The sequence below is a fragment of the Streptomyces sp. NBC_01463 genome (assembly GCA_036227345.1).
GTDB lineage: Bacteria > Actinomycetota > Actinomycetes > Streptomycetales > Streptomycetaceae > Streptomyces.
This window is the reverse complement of record CP109468.1, coordinates 5,757,993-5,783,955: the sequence shown is the minus strand read 5'-3', so window position 1 is coordinate 5,783,955 and position 25,963 is coordinate 5,757,993. Positions and strand designations below refer to the sequence as shown.

The window sequence follows — 25,963 nt, the reverse complement described above, 5'->3', positions numbered from 1 at the left end:
CTAACCTTCGCTCGAACTTGTCACCGGCCGGCCTCCGGCTCGTACGAAAGCGGATTCCGTCATGCGCACTGCCCGAGTGTCCCGTCCCACCCGCCGCGGCCTGCTGGCCATGGGCGGCGCAGTCGGCCTGGGTGCCGTGCTGGCGGCCTGCGGTGACAGCGACAGCAAGGGCTCCGGGGCCGACGGTGCCAAGAGCGCCGACGCCGGGCCCTGGAGCTTCAAGGACGACCGCGGGCAGACGGTCAAGGCCGATTCCGTGCCGAAGAACATCGTCGCCTTCACCGGTGTCGCCGCGGCCCTCCACGACTACGGCGTCGAGGTCAAGGCCGTCTTCGGCCCGACGAAGACCAAGGGCGGCAAGGCCGATGTGCAGGCAGGCGACCTGGACATCAGCAAGGTGGAGATCCTCGGCAACGTCTGGGGCGAGTTCAACGTCGAGAAGTACGCGGCGCTCGGCCCGGACCTGCTGGTCACCGCCATGTGGGAGAAGGACGCCCTCTGGTACGTGCCGGACGCGTCCAAGGACAAGATCCTGAAGCTCGCCCCGAGCGTCGCCCTGTGGGCCGCCGAGACCACGATCCCCAAGGCGATCCAGCGCCACGAGGACCTCGCCGCCTCGCTCGGTGCCGATGTGACGGCCAAGACCGTCACGGACGCGAAGGCCCGCTTCGAGAAGGCCGCGGCCCGGCTGCGCGCCGCCGCGAAGTCCAAGCCGAACATCAGGGTCCTCGTCGGCTCGGCCAGCCAGGACCTGTTCTACGTCTCGCTCGCCAAGATGTCCGCCGACACCCTGTACTTCCAGGAGCTGGGCGTGAGGTTCGTCGAGCCGAAGGTCAACGCCGCGGGCTTCTTCGAGGAGCTGAGCTGGGAGAACGTCGACAAGTACGAGGCCGACATCATCATGATGGACAACCGCTCATCGGCCCTGCAGCCCGACGCCCTGACCTCCAAGCCGACCTGGACGCAGCTGCCCGCGGTCAAGGCCGGCCAGGTCATCCCGCGCACCACCGAGCCGATCTACAGCTACGACAAGTGCGCGCCGATCCTCGAGGACCTCGCGAAGGCCATCGAGGACGCCAAGAAGGCCGCCTGACCATGGCGGCCGCCGCGACGCCGGACGTCGACCCCTTCCGGCTCTTCCGGCTGACCGTCCTGCGCACCGGGCGGCTCGGCCCCTCGATGCTCCGGGTCACGTTCGGCGGACCGGGGCTCGACGGATTCGCCTCGGGGGGCCGCGATCAGAGCCTTTCGCTGTTCCTGCCGCACCCCGGACAGCCGGAACCAGTCCTTCCGGTCGATGACGAGGGCAACTGGTTCGCCCCCTGGCGGGCCCTTCCGCCGGACGAGCGGGCCGTGCTGCGCTCGTACACCGTGCGGGCGCAACGCCGCACCGACGACGCCGCGCACGACGGTCCGGCCACCGAGATCGACATCGATTTCGCGCTCCACGAGGACGGCGGTCCGGCCTGCCGCTGGGCCGCCGCGGCCTCGCCCGGCGACGTCGTCAAGGCGCTCGGACCGGCCGTCGAGGACAACACGGCCGTCCGGTTCCGTCCGCCCGAGGACACCGACTGGGTGCTGATCTGGGCCGACGAGACGGCGCTTCCCGCGGCGGCAGCCGCCCTGGAGTGGCTGCCGGCCCGTCTGCGGGCCCGGGTCTGGCTGGAGGTCCCGCACACGGAGGACCGCCTGGCGATCACCACCGCGGCCTCGTCCCGGATCAGCTGGCTGGTGCGGGACCGGGCGGACACCCCGGATGCCGTGGCGGCCGTGCGCGCGGCGGAGCTGCCGGAGGGAACCCCGTACGTCTGGATCGCCGGCGAGGCCGCCAAGGTGCGGGCCATGCGCCGGCACCTGGTGGGCGAACGCGGCATCGACCGCAGGCGGGTGACGTTCGTCGGCTACTGGCGCCGCGGCCTGAGCGAGGAACAACTCCGCGAGGAGGCGGAAACCGCCTCGAACCCGCCCGACACCTCAAGCCCGTCCGGCGGTTGAGGACATCTTTCACAGACCGCCCGGCGGTCGATGACACTCTCGACAGGCCCGCCCGGCGGCCGGAGGCGTCCGCATCACGCCCCCGGCCGCCGGACGGACCGCCGATCACCCCGCCGCGGCCGGCTCCGCCGGCCACGGCACCTGCGGTGAGCGGTAGTAGTCGATGCCCTGCGCGGTGAACCGCGGCCCGAGCGCCGCCAGCCGCAGCTTGTACGTGTCCCAGTCGTGCGTCTCGGCCGGGGACCAGCCCAGCTCCGCCGCACCGGGCAGCCGCGGGAACGCCATCGCGTCGATGTCGTCGCTGTCGGTCAGCGTCTCGGCCCAGATCGGCGCCTCGACCCCGAGCACCGCGTCCGCCGGGGTGTCGGCGAGGTAGGTCGCCGGGTCCCAGTCGTAACTGCGCTGCACCTCGACCAGGCCGGCCCACTTGAGCCCCAGCACGGTGTCCTCGTTGTACTTCATGTCGAGGTACACCCGGTCCGCCGGGGACAGGACGAGCTTGGTGCCGTTCTTCGCCGCGTCCGCCACCTGCTGCCGGTCCGCCGCGCTCGTCTTGTCGTAGCCCCAGTACTGGGCGACCGCGCCCTTGACCGGCGAGGCCCCGGTGAGCTGGTGCCAGCCCATCACGGTCTTGCCGTGCGCGCCGACGGCGGCCTGCGCCCGCTCCATGATCTTGGCGTAGTCCTCGTGGCTGGTGGAGTGCGCCTCGTCGCCGCCGATGTGGATGTACCGGCCGGGGGTCAGCTCGGCCAGTTCACCGATGACGTCGTCGATGAACCGGTACGTCACGTCCTTGGCCGCGCACAGCGAGCTGAAGCCGACCTTGATCCCGGTGTAGAGCGGCGGCGCGACGCCGTCGCAGTTCAGCTCGGCGTACGAGGCGAGGGCCGCGTTGGTGTGGCCGGGCATGTCGATCTCCGGCACCACCTCCAGGTAGCGGGAGGCCGCGTACCGCACGATCTCCTTGTACTCGCTCTTGGTGTAGTAGCCGCCGGGCCCGCCGTCGACCTCCGTCGAGCCGCCGTACGTGGCCAGCTTCGGCCAGGAGTCGACGGCGATCCGCCAGCCCTGGTCGTCGGAGAGGTGGATGTGGAAGGTGTTCATCTTGTACTGCGCGATCTGGTCGATGTAGCGCTTCACCTCGGTGACCGAGAAGAAGTGCCGCGAGACATCGAGCATCGCGCCCCGGTAGGCGTAGCGCGGCGCGTCGGTGACCCTGCCGCCCGCGACCTTCCACGGCCCCTTCTGGCGGCTGTCGCTCTCGATCCGGGCCGGCAGCAGCTGGCGCAGGGTCTGGACGCCGTGGAAGAGCCCTGCGGGCTTGCGGGCGGTGATGGTGACGGAGCCGCGCTCGGACGTCAGGGTGTAGCCCTCGGCGCCCAGCGCGCTGTCGTGGGAGCCGAGCCGGAGCCGGATGCCGTCGGAGCCGGCCTTTCCGGTGACCGGCAGGGCGTACCCGGTGGAGGGGCGCAGCACGCCCGCCAGGTACTCGCCGATCTTCCGGACCTCACCGGACGGGCTCTCGACCCGGATCCTGGTGGCGCCGGTGAGGGAGTACGGGGATCCGCCCGGTCTCACCGAGACGGGGGCGGGCACGATCTGACCGAGGGGCCGGGGCTCCGACGCGGCGGGGCCGCTGCCGGCCGCGGACGCCGTGGGGGCCGCGCACGCGGTGGAGATGCCGGCCGCCGTGACGAGAAGCAGCGAGCCGAGAAGACGGGGTAGAGCACTGCGCCGCGCCGTGTGCAGTCTCACAGGCCGGGTCCCTTTCTACTGGTTCACACCTGGATCTCCTGACCAATCGAACCGTCGCCATGCGTACCGCGTACCCCACGGATGGTCAAGGTGTAGACCACTTCCCCGCGTTGGCGGCCCCGGAACGTGGCCGACGTTCCGGGGCATCTGGCCGAATTCATCCCGTCGGACCCGGCCCCGGCCGGCGGTACGGGCGTCGCCCGGCACCTCCGGAACGCACACCGGAAGCACACCCCACAACGCACCCGGCAGCACATCGGGAAAGTGCACCCGAAAAGTGCACCCGAATCCCTCGAATCGACAAAAAGGGACCCGCTCGACCCGATCCTTGCCCGATATCGGGCAGAATTGTTGCGTCGGAGCTCCCGCCGCCGCAATATCGACGAGTGCTCGAACGCCGCTCGTCGTACGACGACCTCATTGACCACCTGGTGCGCAGCACCGCGCTCCAGCGCGGTGAGGCCGCGCGGGTGATCCTCGACGTGCTCGCCTACTTCGACGAGACGACCGACGTCTTCGTCCGCCGCCGCCATCGCGAACTGCAGTCCGGCGGCCTGGTCAACACGGAGATCTTCGAACGGATCTCGGCCGAGCTGCCGCACCGGGCGGTCGCGCCGCCGGAGCTCTCGCTCCGCCAGCTGCGCCGCATCGTCTACGGCTGAGCCGGCCCGCGGCCGGGCACCCACTCGCTTGCTAGTACCTGTACGTCGATGGAGGGCTGAGACTCTATGTGCGGAATCGTCGGTTATATCGGAAAGCGTGACGTGGCCCCGCTGCTGCTGGAGGGCCTGCAGCGGCTGGAGTACCGGGGTTACGACTCCGCGGGCATCGTCATCACCGGCAAGCCGGCGGCCGGCAAGCCCGCCGCGCTGAAGATGGTCAAGGCCAAGGGCCGGGTCCGCGAGCTGGAGTCCCGGGTCCCCAAGCGGTTCGCCGGCACCACCGGCATCGCGCACACCCGCTGGGCCACCCACGGCGCCCCGAGCGACGAGAACGCCCACCCGCACCTGGACGCCGACAACAAGGTCGCCGTCGTCCACAACGGGATCATCGACAACGCCTCCGAGCTCCGCGCCCGGCTCGTCGCCGACGGCGTCGTCTTCCTCTCCGAGACCGACACCGAGGTGCTGGTCCACCTGATCGCCCGTTCCGAGGCGGACACCCTGGAGGAGAAGGTCCGCGAGGCGCTGAAGTCCGTCGAGGGCACGTACGGCATCGCCGTCATGCACGCCGACTTCAACGACCGCATCGTCGTCGCCCGCAACGGCTCCCCGGTCGTCCTCGGCATCGGCGAGAAGGAGATGTTCGTCGCCTCCGACGTCGCCGCCCTGGTCGCGCACACCCGCCAGATCGTCACCCTGGACGACGGCGAGATGGCCACCCTCAAGGCCGACGACTTCCGTACGTACACCACCGAGGGCTCGACCACGACGGCCACGCCCACCACGGTGGAGTGGGAGGCCGAGTCGTACGACATGGGCGGCCACGACACGTACATGCACAAGGAGATCTCCGAGCAGGCCGAAGCCGTGGACCGCGTGCTGCGCGGCCGCATCGACGACCGCTTCTCCACCGTGCACCTGGGCGGACTGAACCTGGACGCCCGCGAGGCCCGCGGGGTCCGCCGGATCAAGATCCTGGGCTGCGGCACCTCGTACCACGCGGGCATGATCGGCGCCGGTCTCATCGAGGAGCTGGCCCGGATCCCCGCGGACGCCGAGCCCGCGTCCGAGTTCCGCTACCGCAACCCGGTCGTGGACCCCGACACCCTGTACGTCGCCGTCTCCCAGTCCGGTGAGACGTACGACGTGCTGGCCGCCGTCCAGGAACTCAAGCGCAAGGGCGCCCGGGTCCTCGGTGTCGTCAACGTCGTCGGCTCGGCGATCGCCCGCGAGGCCGACGGAGGCATGTACGTCCACGCCGGCCCCGAGGTCTGCGTCGTCTCCACCAAGTGCTTCACCAACACCGTGGTCGCCTTCGCGCTGCTCGCCCTGCACCTGGGCCGCATCCGCGACCTGTCGGTCTCCGACGGCAAGCGGATCATCGAGGGCCTGCGCAAGCTGCCCGAGCAGATCGGTCAGATCCTCGAGTCGGAGGACGAGATCAAGAAGCTGGCCGAGGAGTACGCGGGCGCTCAGTCGATGATGTTCATCGGCCGCGTCAGGGGCTACCCCGTCGCCCTCGAGGCCTCCCTGAAGCTCAAGGAGATCTCGTACATCCACGCCGAGGCCTACCCCGCCTCGGAGCTGAAGCACGGTCCGCTGGCGCTCATCGAGCCGGCGCTCCCCACGGTCGCGATCGTCCCGGACGACGACCTGCTGGAGAAGAACCGCGCCGCGCTGGAGGAGATCAAGGCCCGCAGCGGCCGCATCCTCGCCGTGGCGCACCGCGAGCAGGAGAAGGCCGACCACACGATCGTCGTCCCGAAGAACGAGAACGAGCTGGACCCGATCCTGATGGGCATCCCGCTCCAGCTCCTCGCCTACCACACGGCGCTGGCCATGGGCCGTGACATCGACAAGCCGCGCAACCTGGCGAAGTCCGTCACCGTCGAGTAGGCACCACCCCCGCGGAAGGCGAAGAGCGGCCCCGCACCCACTGGAGGTGGGTGCGGGGCCGCTCTCCCGTCACGGGCCGGTGCCGCCCGGAACCGGCCCGGGTCACTGCCTCAGCCGGTGGCCGTCACACCTCGGCCGGCAGTCCGCTTCGGTACCGCCGTCGGCCAGTGGGCCAGCGCCGCTGTCGCCCCGTACCAGGCGGCGAGGCCGGCCACCACGGCGAACCAGCCGCCCGCCTTCGCCAGGAAGCCGCTGTCCGCGAACTGCCCGATGCCCAGCAGCAGCAGCCCCACGAACAGCAGCCCGTACGTCCCCTGCCCGAGCAGACCGCGCCCGGCGGCACCGAGCGTCAGCGTGAGCGCGAACAGGGCCCAGAGCAGCAGGAACAGCCCTGCCGCATGGTCGGAGACCCGGGCGTCGGCGCCGGTGCCCCAGGTGAACCAGAAGGCGCCGAGTCCGGCGAAGGCGGTACCGGCGAAGGCATCGCCCGCCCGGAACGCCAGGAGTCCGGCGACGAACAGGGCGATACCGCCGACGTACAGGGCGAGCGAGACGGCGTCCGCCGCCGTCACCCCGTCCACGGCCCCGGTGTGACCGATCCCGAATGCCAACAGCGTGACTCCCAGGGCGAGATGGCCGAGGGTGGAGGTGCTGGTGTTTCCCGCAGAGACGTCGTTGTCCACGGCGGGCTCCCTTCACATGCAATCGTGCTGTGTCCAGTGACGTTTACGTACCCTTCACAAGCGCACAATCCACCTCTACGGGTCGGTAGCTTCGCTCTTCTCCCTGTTTCCGTAGTCGAGTTGACGCCATGCCCGCCCACCTGGGCGTGAAGCAGCCGCCCCCGGCCGGAGCGGACCGGATGAGGACCGGATGAGGACCGGAAGCGGACCGCGGACGGACCGGAAGGGCACCGAAAACAAACCGACCGCCCCCGGTTGGGGCCGGGAACGGACGGAAATGGCGCCACGGAACACAGCGGAAGGAAGCCGGAAGGGAGCGCGGAGGGAGCCGAAAGGGAGCCACGGGAAGGGCGGGAGGAAGCCACGACGGAACCGCGGGAACCGCGGGCACTACGGAACCCGCGGAGCCACGGAAGCCGTACGGACCGCCCCTACGGGATGACGACGACGGGGCGCTGGGCCCGCCGGGCCAGCCGGCCCGCCACCGAGCCGAAGATCCGGCCGACGATCCCGTGCGTGGAGCCCACGACGATGGCGTCGGCGGAGTACTCGCGGCCGACCTCCTCCAGCTCGTGGCAGATGTCGCCGCCGCGCTCGACGAGGACCCACGGCACCTCGGCGAGGTAGTCCGCGCAGGCGAGCTCCAGGCCGAGGACCTCGGTGCGGTGATCGGGCACGTCCACGAAGACGGGCGGCTCGCAGCCGGCCCAGACGGTGGTCGGCAGCCGGTTGGCGACATGCACGATGATCAGGCCGGAGCCCGTTCTCCGGGCCATGCCGATGGCGTACGCGAGGGCCCGCTCACTGGAGGTCGAGCCGTCGAAGCCGACGACGACTCCGTGCCGGAAGGCGGGATCGCAGGAATGACATGCGTCTTCGGCCGTCTGCGGGTCCGACAGAGGGTCGGCTACCTGCTTGCGGTCCGCGGGTTCGGGGATTTCGTGACCGGCCATCGGTGTCTCGGCGAAGAGAGTCCTCGTGAGGAGAGCGACGTGGGAAGTTACGTCAGCGGGCGGTGTTGCGGTGTCCGGGAATCATCTTCCCAACCCCTTACCCCCAAGGGTACGGCGCCACTCCTCCACTGCCCAGATCCGCGCAAAGCGCGTGCGACGTTTCAGGGAGCATGCCCGAGACCGCCCCGTATGGCAATGCCGGATGCGCGGTACACCGAGGCGGGGCGGCCCGCGCGGGACCCGTACGCGCGCATTCGGTGACCGGCCGGGGCCCGGTCCGTTAGCCACGTGCCCGCGTCACCGCGCACCCGCCGCGCGGTCCGCCGGCCGTTCCGTACCGACCAGAGCGTCATCGAGCCGCCCCAGGGAGCACCCCGTGCCCGCACCCGTCCCGCCCGCCCATCCGGAACCCGCCGCGCAGCCGGTGACCGATGTGGTCCGCTGGGCGGTATTCGGCTGCCTGCTGGTACCGCTCGTCCTGATCGCCCACGGCGACTCCCCGACCGGGGCCGTGCTCGTCGCGCTCGGCCTGGCCGCCGTCACCGTGGCCTGCCGGATGCTGCTCCGCCGGTCCGCCCGCGCGGCCGCCCGGACCGCCCAGGGGGCGCACAGGGGCGACCGCACCTCCCGGGTAGTGCGCCGGTAGAACGACTGATTTCCGTACACGCGACCGTACGTTTTCAGCCAACTTCAGGTCCCAGTCGATTCCTTGTCGAATTGGCCGATCAACCCCCTTGCCACCAGGCAGGAAGAGACCGCGCGGTACGCTTCCACCCCATGGGGACGGGCCATGAACGCCAGGCGCACTTCCCTGCGCGACTCACGAGTGAAACGCTTCGTGATCGAATGCTTCCCGCCAGGACGCCTTGTCGACATAAAACCGGCTGGTGAACTTGTCACGGCGGCACCACGGGAAGCAGTAGATTCGATCTTGGGTGTCGAAGAGCGGGGACTCGTGCACGACCGAGGGGACATGTGCAGGTGCGACAGGCCCGTAAGGACCAGGAAGACGCGAACACCGAGGGGGGCTTAGCGTCATGAGCCAGGACTCCGCCACCGCAACGGAGGCTGTACGGAAGCTGAGCGGACGCCGACGCCGAGAGGTCGTCGCCGTACTGCTGTTCAGCGGTGGCCCCATCTTCGAGAGCTCCATCCCGCTCTCCGTGTTCGGGATCGACCGGCAGGACGCGGGAGTTCCGCGCTACCGGTTGCTCGTGTGCAGCGGCGAAGAGGGACCACTGCGCACCACGGGGGGACTCGAACTGACCGCGCCCTACGGGCTGGAGGCGATCAGCAGGGCAGGCACCGTCGTGGTGCCCGCCTGGCGCTCGATCACGTCGCCGCCGCCCATGGAGGCGCTCGACGCGCTGCGCCGCGCCCACGAGGAGGGCGCCCGCATCGTGGGGCTGTGCACGGGGGCCTTCGTACTGGCCGCCGCCGGGCTGCTGGACGGCCGCCCGGCCACCACGCACTGGATGTACGCACCGACGCTGGCCAAGCGCTACCCGTCGGTCCACGTCGATCCGCGCGAGCTCTTCGTCGACGACGGCGATGTGCTCACCTCCGCCGGTACGGCGGCGGGCATCGACCTCTGTCTGCACATAGTCCGCTCGGACCACGGCACGGAGGCCGCGGGGGCACTGGCCCGCCGGCTCGTCGTGCCGCCGAGGCGCAGTGGCGGCCAGGAGCGCTACCTCGACAGATCTTTACCGGAGGAGATCGGCTCCGACCCGCTCGCCGAGGTCGTGGCCTGGGCGCTGGAGCATCTGCACGAGCAGTTCGACGTGGAGACGCTGGCCGCGCGCGCCTACATGAGCAGGCGGACCTTCGACCGGAGGTTCCGTTCGCTCACCGGCAGCGCACCGCTCCAGTGGCTGATCACCCAGCGGGTGCTGCAGGCGCAGCGGCTGCTGGAGACGTCCGACTACTCGGTCGACGAGGTCGCGGGCCGTTGCGGCTTCCGCTCGCCGGTCGCGCTGCGCGGACACTTCCGGCGTCAGCTGGGCTCCTCCCCCGCCGCGTACCGGGCCGCCTACCGGGCCCGCCGTCCGCAGTCGGGCGGTCCGGAGCAGGTCGTCACGGTGGCCGAGCCCGTGGTGCCCGCCCAGAGCACCTCGGCGAGCCGTCGGGCCGCCGCGGCGTCCGCCGGCGCGGGTCAGTCCGGGGCGGCGGTGGCGGCCCCGGAGCAGGGCCGCGCGGAGCACGGGAAACCGGGCCCCGACGCGTACGCCGCGGGCCGCCCGGCCCTGCCGGGACAGCGGAGCGCCCCGTAGGGTGGGGCGCATGAACGACCGCATGGTGTGGATCGACTGCGAGATGACCGGGCTCTCGTTGACGGAAGACGCACTCATCGAGGTGGCCGCACTGGTCACCGACTCGGAGTTGAACGTGCTCGGCGAAGGGGTGGACATCGTGATCCGCCCGCCGGACGCGGCGCTGGAGACCATGCCCGAGGTGGTGCGGCAGATGCACACCACCTCGGGCCTGCTCGACGAGCTGGCCGGGGGTACCACCCTGGCCGACGCCGAGGAGAAGGTGCTGGCCTACATCCGCGAGCACGTGAAGGAGCCCGGCAAGGCCCCGCTCTGCGGGAACACGGTCGGCACCGACCGCGGTTTCCTGGCGCGGGACATGCCGTCGCTGGAGGGCTACCTCCACTACCGGATCGTCGACGTCTCCTCGGTCAAGGAGCTGGCCCGCCGCTGGTACCCGCGGGCGTACTTCAACAGCCCGGAGAAGAACGGCAACCACCGGGCGCTCGCCGACATCCGCGACTCCATCACGGAGATGCGGTACTACCGGGAGGCGGTCTTCGTCCCGCAGCCGGGCCCGGACTCCGAGCGCGCCAAGTCGATCGCCGCGCGCCTGTCGCGGCCCTCGGCCTAGCTCCTCGCGAAAGCCGCTGGTCACGGCCCTTTCGGGGGCCGGGACCGGCGGCAGAACAATGAGGGCGCGAGCACCCTCCCGGACCCTGTACACTTTTTCTCGGCCGGTCGGAAACGCCCGGACATGGTGGGTATAGCTCAGACGGTAGAGCACCTGGTTGTGGTCCAGGATGTCGCGGGTTCGAGTCCCGTTACTCACCCTTGATGAAGAAGGGCCGATCCGCGAAAGCGGGTCGGCCCTTCTTCATGTCCCGGAGCCCTCGCACGTCCCGGCGGGGCGGCGGACCGTCCGGCCCCGGCGGCCGGACGGGGCCGGCGCCGGGGTCCGCCCGGACTCAGGAGGAGTCCCGCACCACCAGTTCCGTCGGCAGCACGATCTGCGGGCGCTCCTTGTTCTCGCCGGCGATCTCCGCCAGGAGCACCCGGGTCATCGTGCGGCCCATCTCCTCGATCGGCTGGCGCACGCTCGTCAGTGCCGGGTCCATGTGCCGGGCCACGGCCGAGTCGTCGAAGCCGATCAGGGCCACGTCGTCCGGGATGCGGCGGCCGGCCTCGCGCAGCACCTGGCGGGCGCCGGCGGCCATGAGGTCGGAGGCGGCGAAGACCGCGTCCACGTCGGGGCGGCGGTCGAGCAGCTCGCGCATGGCACGGACGCCGCCGTCCTCGGAGAAGTCCGCGGGGGCGATCAGCCGCTCGTCCGGTTCGTGGCCTGCGTCGGCGAGGGCCTTGCGGTAGCCGTCCAGGCGCCGCTGGGCGGCGTAGACGTCCAGCCGGCCGGTGATGGTGGCGATGGAGCGGCGGCCCCGGGAGACGAGGTGCTCTACGGCTCCGCGGGCGCCCTCGAAGTTGTCCGAGTCGACCGAGGGCAGCGGCTCGGTGGCGGACCGGCGGCCGTTCATGACGGCGGGCATGCCGAGCTGTTCCAGCAGATCGGGCAGCGGGTCGTCGGCGTGCACGGAGACCAGCAGCACACCGTCCACGCGGTGCGCGGTCAGGTACTGCGCCAGCCTGCGCCGTTCACGGTCGCTGCCGACGAGGGTGAGCAGCAACTGCATCTCGGTGTCGGCCAGTGCGGCGCCCACCCCTCGGACGATGTCGGAGAAGTAGGGCTCCGTGAAGAAGCGGCTCTCCGACTCGGGTACGACGAGTGCGATGGCGTCCGTGCGGTTCCCCGCCAGCGCCCGGGCCGCGCGGTTGGGCACGTAGCCCAGTTCGGCGACGGCCGCCTCCACCGCCTCCCTGGTGTGTGCGCTGACCCGTGGTGAGCCGTTGATGACCCGCGAGGCCGTGCCGCGCCCCACCCCCGCCCGCGCCGCGACCTCTTCGAGCGTGGGCCGGCCCCCGCTCCGTACTCGCGCTGCCGTCATGGCTGCCTCCCGTTCGCGGTCAATTTCTCACAGTCGGATAACCAAACCAAGTCCTGGTGTGGGATCCCTTGACACTCGACGGGACCGGCCGACCGTCCCCGGCCGAAACCATGGGAGCGCTCCCACTCTACGCGCGTGGTGACGCGGGCCCCGCAGGCCGGGGGCCCGGGCGGCACATACCGCCGCGAACACGACTGAGACCCGGCACGGGGCCGGGTCTCAGGGGTGGTGCGCGGTCAGGCGGGAGCGTGGCGCGGGGTCAGGACAGGCCGGCCGGCGGCAGGGCGTGGCGGCGGATCACGTCGGCGTACCAGTGGGCGCTCGCCTTGGGGATGCGGCGCTGCGAGGCGTAGTCGACGTACACCGTGCCGAAGCGCTTCGAATAGCCGTACGCCCACTCGAAGTTGTCCATCAGCGACCACAGGAAGTAGCCGCGGACGTCCGCGCCGTCGGCCACCGCGCGCTGCACGGCGTCGAGGTGGCCGTGCAGATAGGCGATCCGCTCGGGGTCCTCCACCCGCCCCTCGGGCGAGACGTAGTCGTCGAAGGCGGCGCCGTTCTCGGTGACCATCAGCGGCACGCCGGGGTGCTCGCGGGTGACGTCCAGCAGCAGGTTGTAGAGCCCGTCGGGGTCGATCGCCCAGTTCATCGCGGTGCGCTCCTTCCCCTCGGCGAGATGGAAGGCGACGTGCTCGGAGCCGGGCCACGGGGAGTAGTCGCTGGCGCCGTGGCCGTCGTTGCGGGTGCTGCCCGCACCCTCCGCGGGGGTGGAGACGAGCGTCGGCGTGTAGTAGTTGACGCCCAGCACGTCGACGGGGCGCGAGATGGCGGCCAGGTCGCCGTCCTGGACCAGCGTCGACCAGTCCACCAGGTGCGCGGTGTCGGCGAGCAGGTCCTCGGGGTAGGCGCCCTTGAGCATCGGACCGGTGAAGATCCGGTTGCCGACCGCGTCGATCCGGCGGGCGGCGTCCGCGTCGGCCGCGCTCGCGGTCAGCGGGCGGACCTGGTGGAGGTTGAGGGTGACCGAGGTCTGCGCGGCAGCGGGGAGTTGACCGCGCAGAACCTCGATCGCCCGGCCGTGGGCGAGGTTGAGGTGATGGGCCGCGCGCAGCGCGGATGCGGGCTCGGTGCGGCCGGGGGCGTGCACGCCGGAGCCGTAGCCGAGGAAGGCCGAGCACCACGGCTCGTTGAAGGTGGTCCAGGTCGCGACCCGGTCGCCCAGCGCACCGGCCATGATCGCGGCGTAGTCGGCGAACCGCTCGGCGGTCACCCGCTGCGGCCAGCCGCCGGCGTCCTCCAGCTCCTGGGGCAGGTCCCAGTGGTAGAGGGTGGCGACGGGGGCGATGCCGGCTTCGAGCAGCTCGTCGACGAGCTTGCGGTAGAAGTCCAGGCCGCGTTCGACGGCGGGGCCGCGGCCGGTGGGCTGCACCCGGGACCAGGAGATGGAGAAGCGGTACGCCTTCAGCCCCAGCTGCTTCATCAGCGCCACGTCGTCGCGGAAGCGGTGGTAGTGGTCGGCGGCGATGTCTCCGGTGTCGCCGTTGTGGACCTTGCCGGGGGTGTGGCTGAAGGTGTCCCAGATGGAGGGGGTGCGGCCGTCCTCGGCAGCGGCGCCTTCGACCTGGTAGGCGGCGGTGGCCGCCCCCCAGACGAAGCCCGTCGGAAATCTCGTTGCCTCGGGCGCCTGCTTCGGGGCGATGTCAGGTCGTACAGCAGTCATGCGGGAGCGCTCCCAGGAGTGGACGGACAGGGGCGGGCGAAGAGGATGGGGCTCCGGAGCCCGTACGGCCCGCGGTCAGGTACGGGCCGTACGGGGCGTTCCGGGAAGCAATGACTGACGAGACGTCAGCCCTTGACGGCGCCGGACATGATCCCGCCGACGATCCTCTTGCCGAAGATCACGAACACCACGAGCAACGGCAGCGTGCTGATCAGCGCGCCTGCCATCACGATGCTCTGGTCGGGGGTGTAGGAGGCGCTCAGCTGGCCGAGGGCCACCTGGAGCGTGGGGTTCTGCTGGTTCAGTGCGAGGTAGGGCCAGAAGAAGTCGTTCCACGCCTGCACGAAGGTGAGCATGCCGAGCACCATCATCGCGGGACGGGCCACCGGGAGCACGATGCTCAGCACGACGCGGAAGTTGTTCGCGCCGTCGATCTTGGCGGCCTCGATGAGCTCGTACGGAAGCGCCTCGCTGAGGTACTGCCGCATGAAGAACACACCGAACGCGCTCACCAGGGTCGGGAAGATCACCGACTCCAGGTTCCCGCCCCAGCCGAGGTCGGCCATCATCATGAACAGCGGGACGACGCTGAGCTGCGGCGGGATGGTCAGGGTCGCGATGACCCCGGTCATCAGCGCGCCGCGGCCGCGGAACCGCATCTTGGCGAAGGCGTAGCCGGCCAGGGTGCAGAAGAAGAGCGTGGCCGCCGTGATGCAGGAGGAGACGATGACGCTGTTGACGATCGCCTTGCCCAGATGGGCCTGGTTCCAGGCGGCGTCGAGGTTGTGCATCAGGTGCCCGCCCGGCAGGAACGGCGGGGTGGAGGCCAGGACCTCGTCCTGGGTGTGGGACGCGGCCACCAGGGTCCAGTACAGCGGCAGCAGCGAGCCGATGCCGACGACGGCCAGCGCGATGTAGGCGAACGGTCCGCCCTGCAGCTGCTTGCCCGCGCCGGGCTTGAAGCGGCTCGCGCGCCTGGGCGCGCGGTGTGCGGAGGAGCGTGCGGGCAGGCCGAGCTCCGGAGCTTTGGTGGGGCTGGTGATGGTCATGGATATCGCTCCTGGTCAGACCGCGGATTTGCGTACGAAGCGGCCGATGAGCCAGTTGGCCGCGGCGATGATCAGCAGGAGGGCGAGCATCGCCCAGGCCACTGCGGCGGCCGGACCGAGGTGCCCCAGGTTCCAGCCGTAGTTGTAGAGGTAGACGCTGAGCGTCTCGTACTGATTCTCGTTTCCGCCGGTCGCGCCGAGCGTGCCGCCCTCCAGCAGGAGCGGTTCACCGAACAGCTGCATGGAGCCGATGGTCGAGATGACGATCGTGAACAGGATCGTGGGGCGCAGCGAGGGGATGGTCACCTTGCGGAACTGCTGCCAGCGCGAGGCGCCGTCGAGCGAGGCGGCCTCGTACAGATCGGTCGGCACGGCCTGCATCGCGGCCAGGTAGATCAGGGTGTTGTAGCCGGTCCAGCGCCAGATCACGATGACGGAGATGGCTATCTTGGACGTCCAGTGCCCGTTGACCCAGTTGGTGTCGCCGAGGCCGACGAACTGCAGGGCCCAGTTCAGCAGACCGCCGTCGGCCCGGAAGACCAGGGCGAAGACGAGCGCGGCGGAGGCCACCGAGGTGGCGTACGGGGTGAGGATGACCGTCCGCCAGAAGGTGCTGGCGCGGAGCTTGTAGTTCAGCAGATGGGCCAGGCCCAGGGCGACGAGCAGCTGCGGGACCGTCGACATGACACCGATCAGGAAGGTGTTGCTGACGGCCGTCCAGAACTCCGAGTCGTGCAGGATCCGGTCGAAGTTGCCCCAGCCGACCCACTCCATCTGGTCCAGGCCGGTCATCTCCACCCGGTGCAGGGCGATCCAGCCGGTGTAGATCAGCGGATAGAGCCCGAAGGCGCCGAAGACGAGGAAGAACGGGGCGATGTAGGCGTACGGCGACGCCTTGTCGTCGAAGCGCCAGAGCCGGCTCCGCCAGGTCTGCCGACGGGCGTTCACCGGTTTCTTCTGCTGGGAGCCGCGGGGCGGCGGGGCGTATGCATCCCGGGTGGGAGTCGAGGTGGCCACGGGCGGGAGTCCTTCCCTGGATTGCTGGTTACCCGGGTACGGGGCTGGGCTGGTGGGGCCGGGGCGTCGGCCGGAACCGCTTGCGGCGGACTTCCGCGGGGCGGCCGGGGAAGTCCGCCGCATGCGGTTCCGGCCGACGCCCCGTGGAGGTCCGGCACGGGAACGGGCCGTGCGGCCGGCGCCCCGTGCCCCGACGGGGCGGGGAAACGCAGGTGCGGGCGGCCCGGGGGCCGCCCGCTGCTGCAACCGTCAGCCGATCGCCTTGTCGATCGCGTTGGTCGCTGCCTTCCACGCGTCGTCGGGGCTGGTGCCGCGCTGCTCCATGTTGTTGATCTGGGTGGAGATGGTGTCCTTGATGATGCCGTCCTTCGGGCCGAGCACCGTCTCGGGGATGGACTTGGCCTCGTCGGCGTAGATCTGGCCGATCGGTGCGTCGTTGAAGTACGGGAGCTTGGCGTTCTTCACGTCGGGCAGCTCGTAGGCGCCCTTGTTGGACGGGAAGCTGCCGATCGCCTTGAAGACGGCGGCCTGCTGCTCGGGGGCGGTCAGCCACTTGACGAGCTTGGAGGCCTCGTCGACGTTCTTGCCGGACTTGGGAACACCGAGGAAGGAGCCACCCCAGTTGGCGGCGGTCGCGCCGGGAGCGGTGGTGATGTCCCACTTGCCCTTGTTGCCGTCACCGGCGTTGACCGAGATCTGGCCGGCCATCCAGGCGGGGCAGGCCACGGTGGCGACGGTGCCCTTGCGCAGGGCCGCCTTCCACGGGTCGTTGAACTGGGCGAGGCCCTGGGTCAGCTTCTTGTCGGCGGCCTCGGCCGCCAGGTCCCAGCCCTGCTTGACGCTGGGGCTGTCCTTGTAGATCGCCTTGCCGCTCTCGTCGTAGTACTGCTTCGCGTTCGAGCTGACGACGGCGTTGTACATGGCGCTGGCGGAGTCCATGAAGAACGTGCCCGCGGGGGCCTTCTTCTTGTACTCCTCACCGAGCTTGAGGTAGTCCTCCCAGCCGCCGGAGATCTTGGCCGCGACCTCCTTGCGGTCGGTCGGCAGGCCGGCCTTCTTGAAGAGCTCGGTGTTGTAGCAGAGGGACATCGGACCGATGTCGGTACCCGCGCCGATCACCTTGCCGTCGGACGTGGTGGCCTGCTTCTCCTTCCAGGACACCCACTCGTTGACGTCGATGACCTTGCCCAGGTCGGCGAACTGGTCCGCCTTCGTGTCGACGAGCTCCTTGATGCGCCCGACCTCGAGGCCTTGGACGTCCGCCAGGCCGCTGCCCGAGTTCAGCTGCTGGAGCAGCTTCGGGTAGTAGACCTTCTCGTCGGCGGTGGTGTCCTCCTTGACCGTGATGTTCGGGTGCAGCTCGTGGTACTTCGCGAAGAGGCCGGCCTCCTTGTAGCCGAACTGCCCGAAGTCGGCGACGGTGAGCGTGATCTTCCCGTTCGCATCGGCACCCGTGCTGTCCGATTCGTCCGAGTCGCTGCTGCAGCCGGTCAGCAACAGGGCCGTGGCTGTCAGGCCCGTGGTGGCCAGAACCGCGACTCTGCGGCTCCGACCGGCGACGGTGCGGGTGATACGCATTCCACTACTCCTTGTTCCAGGGTGGGACTGGCTCACTGCGTGGCATACGCGCTGGTGAGTGCGGGTGCCGGTTGGTTAAGGGGGGAGGACACGGGCAGTGCCGTTCGCACGAGAAATCCTCACGCGATGTGGGAGCGCTCCCATGCGTCGATGTCGGAAGGTTGCTGCCTGGGAGGGGTGGGTGTCAAGAGTTGAAGACGCTTCCGTTGCGCGAGCGTGTCCTGCAAGTCACGAGACCGTGTCCGGCCGAAGGCTTGCCAAAGCACCCGACCCAGGGAATCGGAGCGGCCCATTCCTGAATTCCCACAGGTGAGAGCCCTGTTGAGAGTGGATCTTGCGGCCGGTGTCCGGAACCGGCCCCGATCGCGCCGGATTTCCGGAAGCCCCGGGAAACCGCCCCCGTTACGCATGATCCCCCCGGCGGGCCCCGCCGGAAGGTGAACGGGGTGTCGCACCCAGGGGGCACCCGGGGGCGCTTCCGCGTTCTTTCCCCGAAGCCGAGGGCCGGGCGGTGGCCGGAACGGCAGGGCGACCGCTGACCGGATCGCCACCCCGCCGGCACGCCGACACCCCGGACGGCGTACGGCGGAGCGGGCATGCCGCACGCCCCACCCACTGTTAATTTCTCCCTTATGTACCTATTGATCTTTTCTGATGCCCGGAGTCGGTGAGGCCGGATGGGAGTAGTCCGCGACCATCCCGAACTCGCACTCTTCCTCTGCCTGTCCCTCGGGTACCTCGTGGGAAAGATCCGCGTCGGCCCCATCACCCTCGGCGGCATCTGCGGCACGCTGATCGTCTCGCTGCTGATCGGCACCCGGCACGTCAGCGTCGACGAGGACGTCAAGACGGTCTTCTTCGCGCTGTTCATCTTCTCGCTCGGCTATCTGGCCGGGCCGCAGTTCTTCGCCAACCTCAACCGCAAGAGCCTGCGCTTCTTCGCCCTCTGCCTGATCGAACTGGTCTGTGTGCTGGGCATCGCCTTCGGCCTGGCCAAGGCGTTCGACCTCGACGTCGGCACCGCTTCGGGCATCCTGGCGGGCGCCGCGACCGAGTCCGCCGTCGTCGGTACGGCGACCGAGGCCATCGGCAAGCTCGACGATCTGACCGCCGCCCAGATCACCGAGTACCAGGGGCACGTCGCCACCGCGTACACCGTCTGCTACCTCTTCGGCCTGGTCACGATCGTGCTGTACACCAGCCAGATCATGCCGATGCTGCTGCGCATCAATCTGGCGGACGCCTCGCGCGAACTCTGGGAGAAGATGCGCGGCGGCGTCCGCGGCCTGGACTCCGACGAACGCGAGGCGCTGCCGGGGACGGTGGGCCGGACCTTCCTGGTGACCCTGGCGGACGGCCGCCGGATCGGTGAGCTGGAGGCCGCGCTGGGCGGCTCCGTCACCGTGGAGGGCGTCAAGCGCGGCAGTGTGCTGCTGGACCCCTCCCCCGACCTGGAGCTGACGCTGAGCGACCTGGTCCAGCTGGTCGGGCGGCGGGCCGGGATCATCGAGGCCGGCCGGGAGATCGGCCCGGAGACCCCCGCGGTGCCCGGCCTCGACGCCCCGCTGGCCACCCGTCAGGTCGCGGTGACCGAGAAGGCCACGGCCGGCTCCACCATCGCGCAGCTGGAGCAGGACCATCCCGAGTTCCGCCGGGACGGCGTGTTCATCACCGATGTGCTGCGCAACGACCAGCATCTGCCCGCATCGGCCGAGACCACGGTGCAGCGCGGTGACGTACTCACCCTGGTCGGTGCCAGGTCGGGGCTGAACAGACTCGTGGCGAAGATCGGCGCGGTCGTGAAGAACGACGCGACGGACTTCATCTACCTGGGCCTCGGCATCGTGGCGGGCTCGCTGATCGGCCAGATCGTCGTCCGGTTCGGCGACATCCCGCTGTCGCTCGGCACCGGCGGCGGCTGTCTGGTCTCGGGGCTGCTCTTCGGCTGGTTCCGCTCCCGCAGGCAGACCTTCGGGGCGTTCCCCCCGCAGGCCGCGAACACGCTGAAGGACCTGGGACTGGCGATCTTCATCGCCTGCACCGGGCTGACCGCCGGACCGCAGGCCTGGCCGCTGCTGAAGGAGTACGGCGCGCTGCTGCCGTTCGCCGGGATCGCCATGGTGCTGATTCCCGCGACCATCTCCCTGTTCGTCGGCGTCAAGCTCCTGCACATCGAGAAGCCGCTGCTCATCGGTGCCATCGCGGGCCAGCAGTGCTCGACCCCGGCGATCACCTCCATCACCCAGGTGGCCCAGAGCTCCGTGCCGTTGCTCGGCTACACGATCACGTACGCCCTGTCGAACTTCCTGCTGCCTCTGACCGGTCCCATCCTCGTCGGCGTCCTGGGAGCCTGAATGATCGATTTCCTGAACCGCAACATCTTCACGCCCCACCCCGAACTGCTGGTCTTCCTGGTCGTCGCGCTGGGCTTCCTGCTCGGGAAGGTCCGCTACAAGGCCATCGCGCTGGGGGCGGTGACCGGCTGTCTGGTCGCCGGGCTGGTGCTGGGCGCCCAGTTCAAGGTCCAGATCGACGGCACGGTGAAGAACCTGTTCTTCATCATGTTCCTGTTCGCGCTCGGCTACCGCGTCGGTCCGCAGTTCTTCCGCGGGCTGAAGAAGGACGGGCTGCCCCAGGTCGTCAACGCGGTCGTCGTCTGTGTGACCGGGCTGCTGGTCTCCTGGCTCTTCGCCGTGCTGCTCGGGTACGGGCCCGGGCTCGGGGCCGGTCTGATGAGCGGGGCGCTCACCCAGTCCGCGGCCATCGGTGTCGCCCAGGACGCCATCGGCACCCTGCCCGGTCTCTCCGCCGCCCAGGTGAAGTCCGAACAGAACCTGGTCGCGGTCGGCTACGCCGTCACCTATCCGCTCGGCACCATCCTGTGCGCGATGCTCCTGGCCAACGTGCTGCCCCGGCTCTACCGCAGGGACCTGGCGAAGGAGAGCGCGGAGCTGGCCGCCGAACTGGACGCCCCCGACGAGAACCCGGACGAGGGCGAGGGCTACTACGAGACCGTGCTGCGCGCCTACACCGTCCGGCGCCACGACCTCGTCGGCCGCAGCATCGACGACTTCGAGAGCCAGCAGCAGGCACTCGGCCGCCGCGTCTACATCACCCAGGTCCGGCGCGAGGGAACGGTCCTTCCGCAGGCGCAGTCCCTGGTGCTGCGGGAGGGCGACACCATCGCGGTGAGCGCGCTGCGGCACGACCTGGTGGACTTCGACGCCCGTACGCATGTGGGCCCGGAGGCCGACGACGTGGCGCTGCTCGGCTACCGGACGGAGACGCTGCACGTGGTGGCGTCCGAGAAGGCCCAGCTGGGACGGACGGTCGAGGAGCTGCGCCGGGAGCCGTTCATGGCCGGTGTCTATGTCGAGAAGATCTACCGGGCCGGCGCCGAGTTCCCCTTCCGGCTCTCCACCCCGGTGGAGCGCGGCGACACCCTGGTGCTGAGCGGGCCCGAGCGGCTCGTCGGCCCGGCGGGCAAGGAGCTCGGCAAGCCGGTGCCGACGAGCTTCGCGACCGACATGGTCTGGGTGGGCCTCGGCATCTTCCTCGGCGGCTGCATCGGCATTCCGGCGCTGACCGCGGGCGGGGTGCCGATCTCGCTGTCCACCTCGGGCGGCGGGCTCATCATGGGTCTGGTCTTCGGCTGGATCCGCGGCAAGTACCCCACGTACGGGAACGTGCCGCCGGGCGCCCAGTGGTTCATGGACACCCTGGGCCTGTGCATGTTCGTCGCGGTGGTCGGCATCAACGCCGGTCCCAGCTTCACCAGCGGGCTGTCGTCGGCGGGCTGGGGGCTGCTGCTCCTGGGGGCGGTCGCCACCGTCGTCCCGCTGCTCGTCGGGTTCCTGGTGGGGCACTACATCCAGAAGATCAGGTTCCCGATCCTGATGGGGGTGCTGGCCGGCGGCCAGACCACCACGGCGGCGATCGGCGCCGTCAACGAGACGTCCAAGTCCCAGATCCCCACGCTCGGTTACACGATCCCGTACGCCGTCGGCAATGTGCTGCTGACCGTGTGGGGCGCCGTCATCGTCATCCTCAACCACTGAACCGCGGGAGCGCAGACATGCCCAAGGCCACTCTCAGCCGTGCCGAGATCCGCTCGTTCGCCCAGCTCAGCCCGTTCGAGCTGAAGGACAAGTTCATCAGCATCGCCCAGTCGGCGCAGAGCGACAAGCCCGGCCAGAAGGGGAAGACGACCCGGATCATGCTGAACGCGGGCCGCGGCAACCCGAACTGGGTCGCCACCGGTCCCCGCGAGGCCTACCACGCGCTCGGCTACTTCGCGATCGAGGAGTCCCGGCGCGTCTGGACGGCGGACAACCTGGGCGGGATGCCGGAGGAGGCCGGCTGCGCGGAGCGCTTCGCCCGCTTCGTGCGGACGCATCCGGAGCTGCCCGGGATCGAGCTGCTGCAGGCGAGCGTCGATCTGGCGGTCAAGCGGTTCGGCTTCGTGCCCGACGCGTTCGTGCACGAGCTGGCGGACTCCTCGATCGGGGACAACTACCCGGTGCCGGGGCGGATCCTGCCGCACGTCGAGCAGATCGTGCGCGGGTACGTGGCCGACGAGATGTTCGACCACCGGCCGCCGCAGGGGCAGAACCTCAGCCTGTTCGCGACCGAGGGCGGCACCGCCGCGATGTGCTACATCTTCGACTCGCTGCTGAAGAACGGGATCCTGAGGAAGGGCGACCGGATCGCCCTGTTGGTGCCGGTGTTCACCCCGTACCTGGAGATCCCCGAGCTCGACACGTACGGCTTCGACGTGGTGCACGTGGAGGCGAACCTGTTCACCGAGACCGGGGTGCGGCAGTGGCGCTACCCGCCGGAGGAGATCGCCAAGCTGGCCGACCCCTCCGTCCGGATGGTCTGCTGCGTCAACCCGAGCAATCCGCCGTCCCTGGCGCTCGCCCCGAAGGTCGCCGAGCAGATCGTGGACATCGTCGCGGAGCAGAACCCGAACCTGATCGTGGTGACGGACGACGTGTACGGGACGTTCGTCGAGGGTTTCCGCTCGCTGGCCGCCGATCTGCCGCGCAACGCGCTGCTCGTGTACTCCTACTCCAAGCACTACGGCGCCACGGGCTGGCGGCTCGGGGTGATCGGGCTGCACGACGACAACGTCATCGACGACATGCTGGCCGCGCAGAGCGCCGAGGAGAAGGCACGGCTCAGCACGCGCTACGGGACGCTCTCCCTGGAACCGGAGCGGATGCGGTTCATCGACCGGCTGGTCGCGGACTCCCGGCAGGTGGCGCTCAACCACACGGCGGGCCTGTCCCTGCCGCAGCAGATGATGATGACGCTCTTCTCCCTCTTCGACATGCTGGACGAGGGCCAGACGTACAAGGCCCGGATCCGTGCCATCGTGCAGCAGCGCCTCGAACTGCTGCTGGAGGGCGCGCACATGAAGATCTCCGAGGACCCGAAGCGGGCCGCTTACTACATCGAGCTCGATCTGCTGGCGGAGGCGGAACGCACCCTGGGCAAGGAGTTCGCCGACTATCTGGAGCAGAACTACGAGCCCGTCGACCCGCTGTTCCGGCTGGCCGAGCAGACCTCCGTGGTGCTGCTGAACGGCGGCGGTTTCGACGGTCCGCAGTGGTCGGTCCGGGTCTCGCTCGCCAACCTCGACGATCTGGACTACCTGAAGATCGGCCACCAGTTGCGGGCCATCTTCGACGAGTACGCGCAGGAGTGGCGGGCCGCGGGCGCGGGCGGCGCCTGAGGTCCGGGTCAGGCGGCGCGCAGGCGGGACAGGGTGTTCTCCAGTTCCGCCTGCGCGGCCCGGCCCGCCGACTCCGCGTCCCCCGCGACGACCGCCCTGACCAGCGCGTGGTGCTCCGCGTCGCCGTGGTCCGGGTCGTCGCGGCGCAGCCCGAGCAGCTCCACCAGGTCGATCAGCCCCTGCCGCAGCACGGGGGCGAACTCGCCGAAGAGATCGGTGAGTACGGGGTTGTGGGCGGCCGCCACCACGGTCCGGTGCAGGGCGATGTCGGCGTCCACGAAGGCGTCGTCGGGTCCGGTGCCGGCGGCCCGGCGGGCCGTGAGCGCCGCGTCCAGGGCGATCAGGTCCTCGTCGGTGCGGCGCCGGGCGGCCAGCCGGGCGGCCTGGACCTCGATCAGCATGCGCACCTCGTAGACGTCGGTGACCGCGGCCCGTCGCAGCCGGACCGGCCAGTCCTCCGTCGCGTGGTCGGCGATGACGAAGACGCCGGAGCCCTGGCGGGACTGGAGCAGGCCGAGGGTGGCGAGCGTCCGCACGGCCTCGCGCACGGTGGAGCGGCCGACGCCCAGGGTCTTGGCGAGCGTGGTCTCCCCCGGGATCTTCGTGCCGACCGGCCAGTGCCCCTCGGTGATCTGCTCGCGCAGGTGGCGCGTGGCCTGTTCGACCAGGGGGCTGGGGCTGAGCGGGCCGAGCGAGGACACGGAATTCACCTGTCAGGTTGTCTGAGGACTTGGTTTCTGGCTAGTGTACCGATCATGACGTACCGCGGTCTCCTTCTTCTCGGCTGCCGCGGCGGGGCCTGAAGCGATCGGCACCCTGCCGCGGGGTGCCGTGCTGTGCCGGTCGCATCCGGCGATGCGAGAAGAGACCCCCGCCATGTCCCACCGTCCGTCACCGATGCACAGCTTCCCCACGATCTGCACGCCCCGCGGGCCCGTTCCCGAGGCCGCGCCCCGCTGGAATCCGCAGCGCTCCAGCTCCATGCCGTCGCACCGCTACCGGTCGGCGTTCGACCGCGTCGACATCCCGCTGACCGGCCGCGGCTGGCCGCAGGCCCGGATCGGCCACGCCCCGCTCTGGGTCCCCGTCGACCTGCGGGACGGCAACCAGGCCCTCGCCGAGCCGATGGACACCCCGCGCAAGCGCCGGATGTTCGATCTGCTGGTCGCGATGGGGTTCAAGGAGATCGAGATCGGCTACCCGTCCGCGAGCCGTACCGACTTCGGTTTCGTACGGCATCTGGCGGAGAGCGGGGCGGTACCCGACGACGTGACCGTGGTCGTGTTCACCCCCGCCAGACCGGAGCTGATCGAGCGGACCTTCGAGTCCGTCGCCGGGATGGACCGGGTGGTCGTCCACCTCTACATCCCGACCGCCCCCGTCTGGCGGGACGTCGTCCTGGGACGCGGCCGGGCCGAGGTGCACGGCGTGGTGCTGGACGCCGCACGGCAGATGGACCGGCTGGCACGGAAGCGGCCCGGGGCTGACATCCGGTTCGAGTTCTCGCCCGAGGTCTTCGTCCTCACCGAGCCCGACTACGTACTGGAGATCTGCAACAGCCTGACCGAACTGTGGGACGCCTCGCCGGACCGCCCGGTGATCCACAACCTGCCGGCCACGGTGGAGATCGCGACACCGAACGTCTACGCGGACCAGATCGAGTACATGCACCGCCATCTGGACCGCCGCGACTCCGTGATCCTCTCCGTCCACCCGCACAACGACCGCGGTACGGGCGTGGCCTGCGCGGAGCTGGCCGTGCTGGCGGGGGCGCAGCGGGTGGAGGGCTGCCTGTTCGGCAACGGGGAGCGCACCGGCAACGTCGACCTGGTCAACCTGGCCCTCAATCTGCACGCCCAGGGCGTCGACCCGATGGTCGACTTCTCGGACATCGACGAGATCCGCCGCACGGTCGAGCACTGCAACCGGCTGCCGGTGCCGCCGCGCCATCCGTACGGCGGCGACCTGGTGTACACGGCGTTCTCCGGCACCCACCAGGACGCGATCAGCAAGGGCTTCGCGCACCACGCGCAGAGCGGGTCCGACCTGTGGTCGGTGCCGTACCTGCCGATCGACCCGGCGGACGTGGGCCGCAGTTACGAGGCCGTCATCCGGGTCAACAGCCAGTCCGGCAAGGGCGGCATCGCCCATCTGCTGCGGAGCAGCCACGGGGTGGATCTGCCGGCGCGGATGCGGGCGGACTTCTCCGGCGCGGTGCAGGACGCGACGGACGACAGCGGTCTGGAGGCGACGCCGAAGGATCTCTGGAATCTGTTCGATGCGACGTATCTGGTGCCCGGGCGGGAGGGCCGGGTCGCCCTGACCTCCTGGTCGGCGGACCGCGATCCGGCCGGTGACCACCGCTTCGTCTGCACGCTGCGGGTGGACGGGCGCACGGGCGACTACGAGGGCACGGGCAGCGGTGCGGTGTCGGCATTCGCCTGTGCGCTGGAGGCCGCCGGGGTGGAAGCCGTCGTTCTCGACCTCTCCGAGCACGGATGCCCCGGGGGGACGGCGACCGCGTACGCGGAGTGCCGGGTCGGCGAGCGGGTGTGCTGGGGCGCGGGCCAGGACGCGTCGGGTGTGGCCGCCTCGGTGGCGGCGGTGCTGTCGGCGGTGAACCGGGCCCGGACGTGACGCGCCACGGGTGACGCATGGGGCGCGCA

General features: G+C 70.2%; 19 protein-coding genes, 1 tRNA gene and 1 pseudogene. 12 read left to right on the top strand and 9 right to left on the bottom strand.

Going from position 1 to position 25,963, the window contains the following annotated elements; genetic code table 11:
- The first annotated feature begins 61 nt into the window (after positions 1 to 61).
- Together OG521_25635 and OG521_25630 are read left to right on the top strand one after the other, a co-directional pair.
- Positions 62 to 1,093 carry an ABC transporter substrate-binding protein gene (locus OG521_25635; protein WUW23966.1) on the top strand — a complete coding sequence of 344 codons (1,032 nt, stop codon included), beginning with the start codon at positions 62 to 64 and terminating at the stop codon, positions 1,091 to 1,093.
- A 2-nt stretch (positions 1,094 to 1,095) separates the two neighbouring features.
- Positions 1,096 to 1,995 (top strand): siderophore-interacting protein, encoded by a 900-nt coding sequence (locus OG521_25630; protein WUW23965.1) that lies wholly within the window; start codon positions 1,096 to 1,098, stop codon positions 1,993 to 1,995.
- Between the two features lie 105 nt (positions 1,996 to 2,100).
- Here the strand turns inward: OG521_25630 and OG521_25625 are convergent, their stop codons facing one another.
- A complete protein-coding gene (locus tag OG521_25625) occupies positions 2,101 to 3,750 on the bottom strand; it encodes a beta-N-acetylhexosaminidase (protein WUW23964.1) in 1,650 nt (549 codons plus the stop codon).
- Positions 3,751 to 4,136: 386 nt separating this feature from the next.
- On the opposite strand from OG521_25625, the gene OG521_25620 reads away from it, so the two are divergent.
- Together OG521_25620 and glmS are read left to right on the top strand one after the other, a co-directional pair.
- Positions 4,137 to 4,412: a hypothetical protein gene (locus tag OG521_25620; GenBank protein ID WUW23963.1), complete on the top strand. Its 276-nt coding sequence runs from the start codon at positions 4,137 to 4,139 to the stop codon at positions 4,410 to 4,412.
- A gap of 66 nt (positions 4,413 to 4,478) precedes the next feature.
- Complete coding sequence (gene glmS / locus OG521_25615; protein WUW23962.1) at positions 4,479 to 6,308, top strand: glutamine--fructose-6-phosphate transaminase (isomerizing); 1,830 nt, start codon at positions 4,479 to 4,481, stop codon at positions 6,306 to 6,308.
- Positions 6,309 to 6,418: 110 nt separating this feature from the next.
- Here glmS and OG521_25610 read toward each other — a convergent pair whose 3' ends face one another.
- Both OG521_25610 and OG521_25605 read right to left on the bottom strand, forming a co-directional pair.
- Entirely contained in the window at positions 6,419 to 6,991 is a 573-nt protein-coding gene (locus tag OG521_25610; GenBank protein WUW23961.1) for an acetate uptake transporter, read from the bottom strand.
- 431 nt (positions 6,992 to 7,422) lie between these two features.
- Positions 7,423 to 7,944: a universal stress protein gene (locus tag OG521_25605; GenBank protein WUW23960.1), complete on the bottom strand. Its 522-nt coding sequence runs from the start codon at positions 7,942 to 7,944 to the stop codon at positions 7,423 to 7,425.
- A 376-nt stretch (positions 7,945 to 8,320) separates the two neighbouring features.
- Here OG521_25605 and OG521_25600 point away from each other — a divergent pair.
- The 4 genes and pseudogenes from OG521_25600 (at position 8,321) to OG521_25585 (ending at position 11,029) form a co-directional block, all read left to right on the top strand.
- A pseudogene (locus OG521_25600) lies at positions 8,321 to 8,533 on the top strand (hypothetical protein).
- A 448-nt stretch (positions 8,534 to 8,981) separates the two neighbouring features.
- Positions 8,982 to 10,217 carry a helix-turn-helix domain-containing protein gene (locus OG521_25595; protein ID WUW23959.1) on the top strand — a complete coding sequence of 412 codons (1,236 nt, stop codon included), beginning with the start codon at positions 8,982 to 8,984 and terminating at the stop codon, positions 10,215 to 10,217.
- 10 nt (positions 10,218 to 10,227) lie between these two features.
- Positions 10,228 to 10,830 (top strand): oligoribonuclease, encoded by a 603-nt coding sequence (gene orn / locus OG521_25590; GenBank protein WUW23958.1) that lies wholly within the window; start codon positions 10,228 to 10,230, stop codon positions 10,828 to 10,830.
- A 126-nt stretch (positions 10,831 to 10,956) separates the two neighbouring features.
- Positions 10,957 to 11,029, top strand: a tRNA-His gene (locus tag OG521_25585).
- A 135-nt stretch (positions 11,030 to 11,164) separates the two neighbouring features.
- Here the strand turns inward: OG521_25585 and OG521_25580 are convergent.
- From OG521_25580 to OG521_25560, 5 genes are all read right to left on the bottom strand, one after another.
- A complete protein-coding gene (locus OG521_25580; GenBank protein ID WUW23957.1) occupies positions 11,165 to 12,196 on the bottom strand; it encodes a LacI family transcriptional regulator in 1,032 nt (343 codons plus the stop codon).
- A gap of 259 nt (positions 12,197 to 12,455) precedes the next feature.
- A complete protein-coding gene (locus OG521_25575; protein WUW23956.1) occupies positions 12,456 to 13,916 on the bottom strand; it encodes a GH1 family beta-glucosidase in 1,461 nt (486 codons plus the stop codon).
- 125 nt (positions 13,917 to 14,041) lie between these two features.
- Positions 14,042 to 14,965, bottom strand: a complete 924-nt coding sequence (locus OG521_25570) for a carbohydrate ABC transporter permease (GenBank protein ID WUW23955.1) — start codon at positions 14,963 to 14,965, stop codon at positions 14,042 to 14,044.
- A 15-nt stretch (positions 14,966 to 14,980) separates the two neighbouring features.
- Positions 14,981 to 15,982: a sugar ABC transporter permease gene (locus OG521_25565; GenBank protein ID WUW23954.1), complete on the bottom strand. Its 1,002-nt coding sequence runs from the start codon at positions 15,980 to 15,982 to the stop codon at positions 14,981 to 14,983.
- A 249-nt stretch (positions 15,983 to 16,231) separates the two neighbouring features.
- The gene (locus OG521_25560; protein ID WUW23953.1) at positions 16,232 to 17,560 is read right to left on the bottom strand and encodes an extracellular solute-binding protein; all 1,329 of its coding nucleotides are present in this window, start codon (positions 17,558 to 17,560) and stop codon (positions 16,232 to 16,234) included.
- Between the two features lie 677 nt (positions 17,561 to 18,237).
- Here OG521_25560 and aspT (OG521_25555) point away from each other — a divergent pair.
- From aspT (OG521_25555) to OG521_25545, 3 genes are read left to right on the top strand one after another with little or no spacing between them, the layout of a single operon-like run.
- The gene (gene aspT / locus OG521_25555) at positions 18,238 to 19,914 is read left to right on the top strand and encodes an aspartate-alanine antiporter (GenBank protein ID WUW23952.1); all 1,677 of its coding nucleotides are present in this window, start codon (positions 18,238 to 18,240) and stop codon (positions 19,912 to 19,914) included.
- Positions 19,915 to 21,618: an aspartate-alanine antiporter gene (gene aspT / locus OG521_25550; GenBank protein WUW23951.1), complete on the top strand. Its 1,704-nt coding sequence runs from the start codon at positions 19,915 to 19,917 to the stop codon at positions 21,616 to 21,618.
- Between the two features lie 17 nt (positions 21,619 to 21,635).
- A complete protein-coding gene (locus OG521_25545; GenBank protein ID WUW23950.1) occupies positions 21,636 to 23,297 on the top strand; it encodes a bifunctional aspartate transaminase/aspartate 4-decarboxylase in 1,662 nt (553 codons plus the stop codon).
- An 8-nt stretch (positions 23,298 to 23,305) separates the two neighbouring features.
- On the opposite strand, the gene OG521_25540 is transcribed toward OG521_25545, so the two are convergent.
- A complete protein-coding gene (locus OG521_25540; GenBank protein WUW23949.1) occupies positions 23,306 to 23,998 on the bottom strand; it encodes a FadR family transcriptional regulator in 693 nt (230 codons plus the stop codon).
- A gap of 175 nt (positions 23,999 to 24,173) precedes the next feature.
- On the opposite strand from OG521_25540, the gene OG521_25535 reads away from it, so the two are divergent.
- Positions 24,174 to 25,934, top strand: coding sequence for a 2-isopropylmalate synthase (locus tag OG521_25535; protein ID WUW23948.1), 1,761 nt, complete (start codon positions 24,174 to 24,176; stop codon positions 25,932 to 25,934).
- Positions 25,935 to 25,963: the final 29 nt, after the last annotated feature.

Excerpts from the sequence above, each read along its gene's own strand:
- OG521_25635 (WUW23966.1), top strand. The coding sequence starts at position 62 with ATGCGCACTGCCCGAGTGTCCCGTCCCACCCGCCGCGGCCTGCTGGCC.
- OG521_25630 (WUW23965.1), top strand. The coding sequence starts at position 1,096 with ATGGCGGCCGCCGCGACGCCGGACGTCGACCCCTTCCGGCTCTTCCGG.
- glmS (WUW23962.1), top strand. The coding sequence starts at position 4,479 with ATGTGCGGAATCGTCGGTTATATCGGAAAGCGTGACGTGGCCCCGCTG.
- OG521_25605 (WUW23960.1), bottom strand. The coding sequence starts at position 7,944 with ATGGCCGGTCACGAAATCCCCGAACCCGCGGACCGCAAGCAGGTAGCC.
- OG521_25595 (WUW23959.1), top strand. The coding sequence starts at position 8,982 with ATGAGCCAGGACTCCGCCACCGCAACGGAGGCTGTACGGAAGCTGAGC.
- orn (WUW23958.1), top strand. The coding sequence starts at position 10,228 with ATGAACGACCGCATGGTGTGGATCGACTGCGAGATGACCGGGCTCTCG.
- OG521_25580 (WUW23957.1), bottom strand. The coding sequence starts at position 12,196 with ATGACGGCAGCGCGAGTACGGAGCGGGGGCCGGCCCACGCTCGAAGAG.
- OG521_25575 (WUW23956.1), bottom strand. The coding sequence starts at position 13,916 with ATGACTGCTGTACGACCTGACATCGCCCCGAAGCAGGCGCCCGAGGCA.
- OG521_25570 (WUW23955.1), bottom strand. The coding sequence starts at position 14,965 with ATGACCATCACCAGCCCCACCAAAGCTCCGGAGCTCGGCCTGCCCGCA.
- OG521_25560 (WUW23953.1), bottom strand. The coding sequence starts at position 17,560 with ATGCGTATCACCCGCACCGTCGCCGGTCGGAGCCGCAGAGTCGCGGTT.
- aspT (WUW23952.1), top strand. The coding sequence starts at position 18,238 with ATGGGAGTAGTCCGCGACCATCCCGAACTCGCACTCTTCCTCTGCCTG.
- aspT (WUW23951.1), top strand. The coding sequence starts at position 19,915 with ATGATCGATTTCCTGAACCGCAACATCTTCACGCCCCACCCCGAACTG.
- OG521_25545 (WUW23950.1), top strand. The coding sequence starts at position 21,636 with ATGCCCAAGGCCACTCTCAGCCGTGCCGAGATCCGCTCGTTCGCCCAG.
- OG521_25535 (WUW23948.1), top strand. The coding sequence starts at position 24,174 with ATGTCCCACCGTCCGTCACCGATGCACAGCTTCCCCACGATCTGCACG.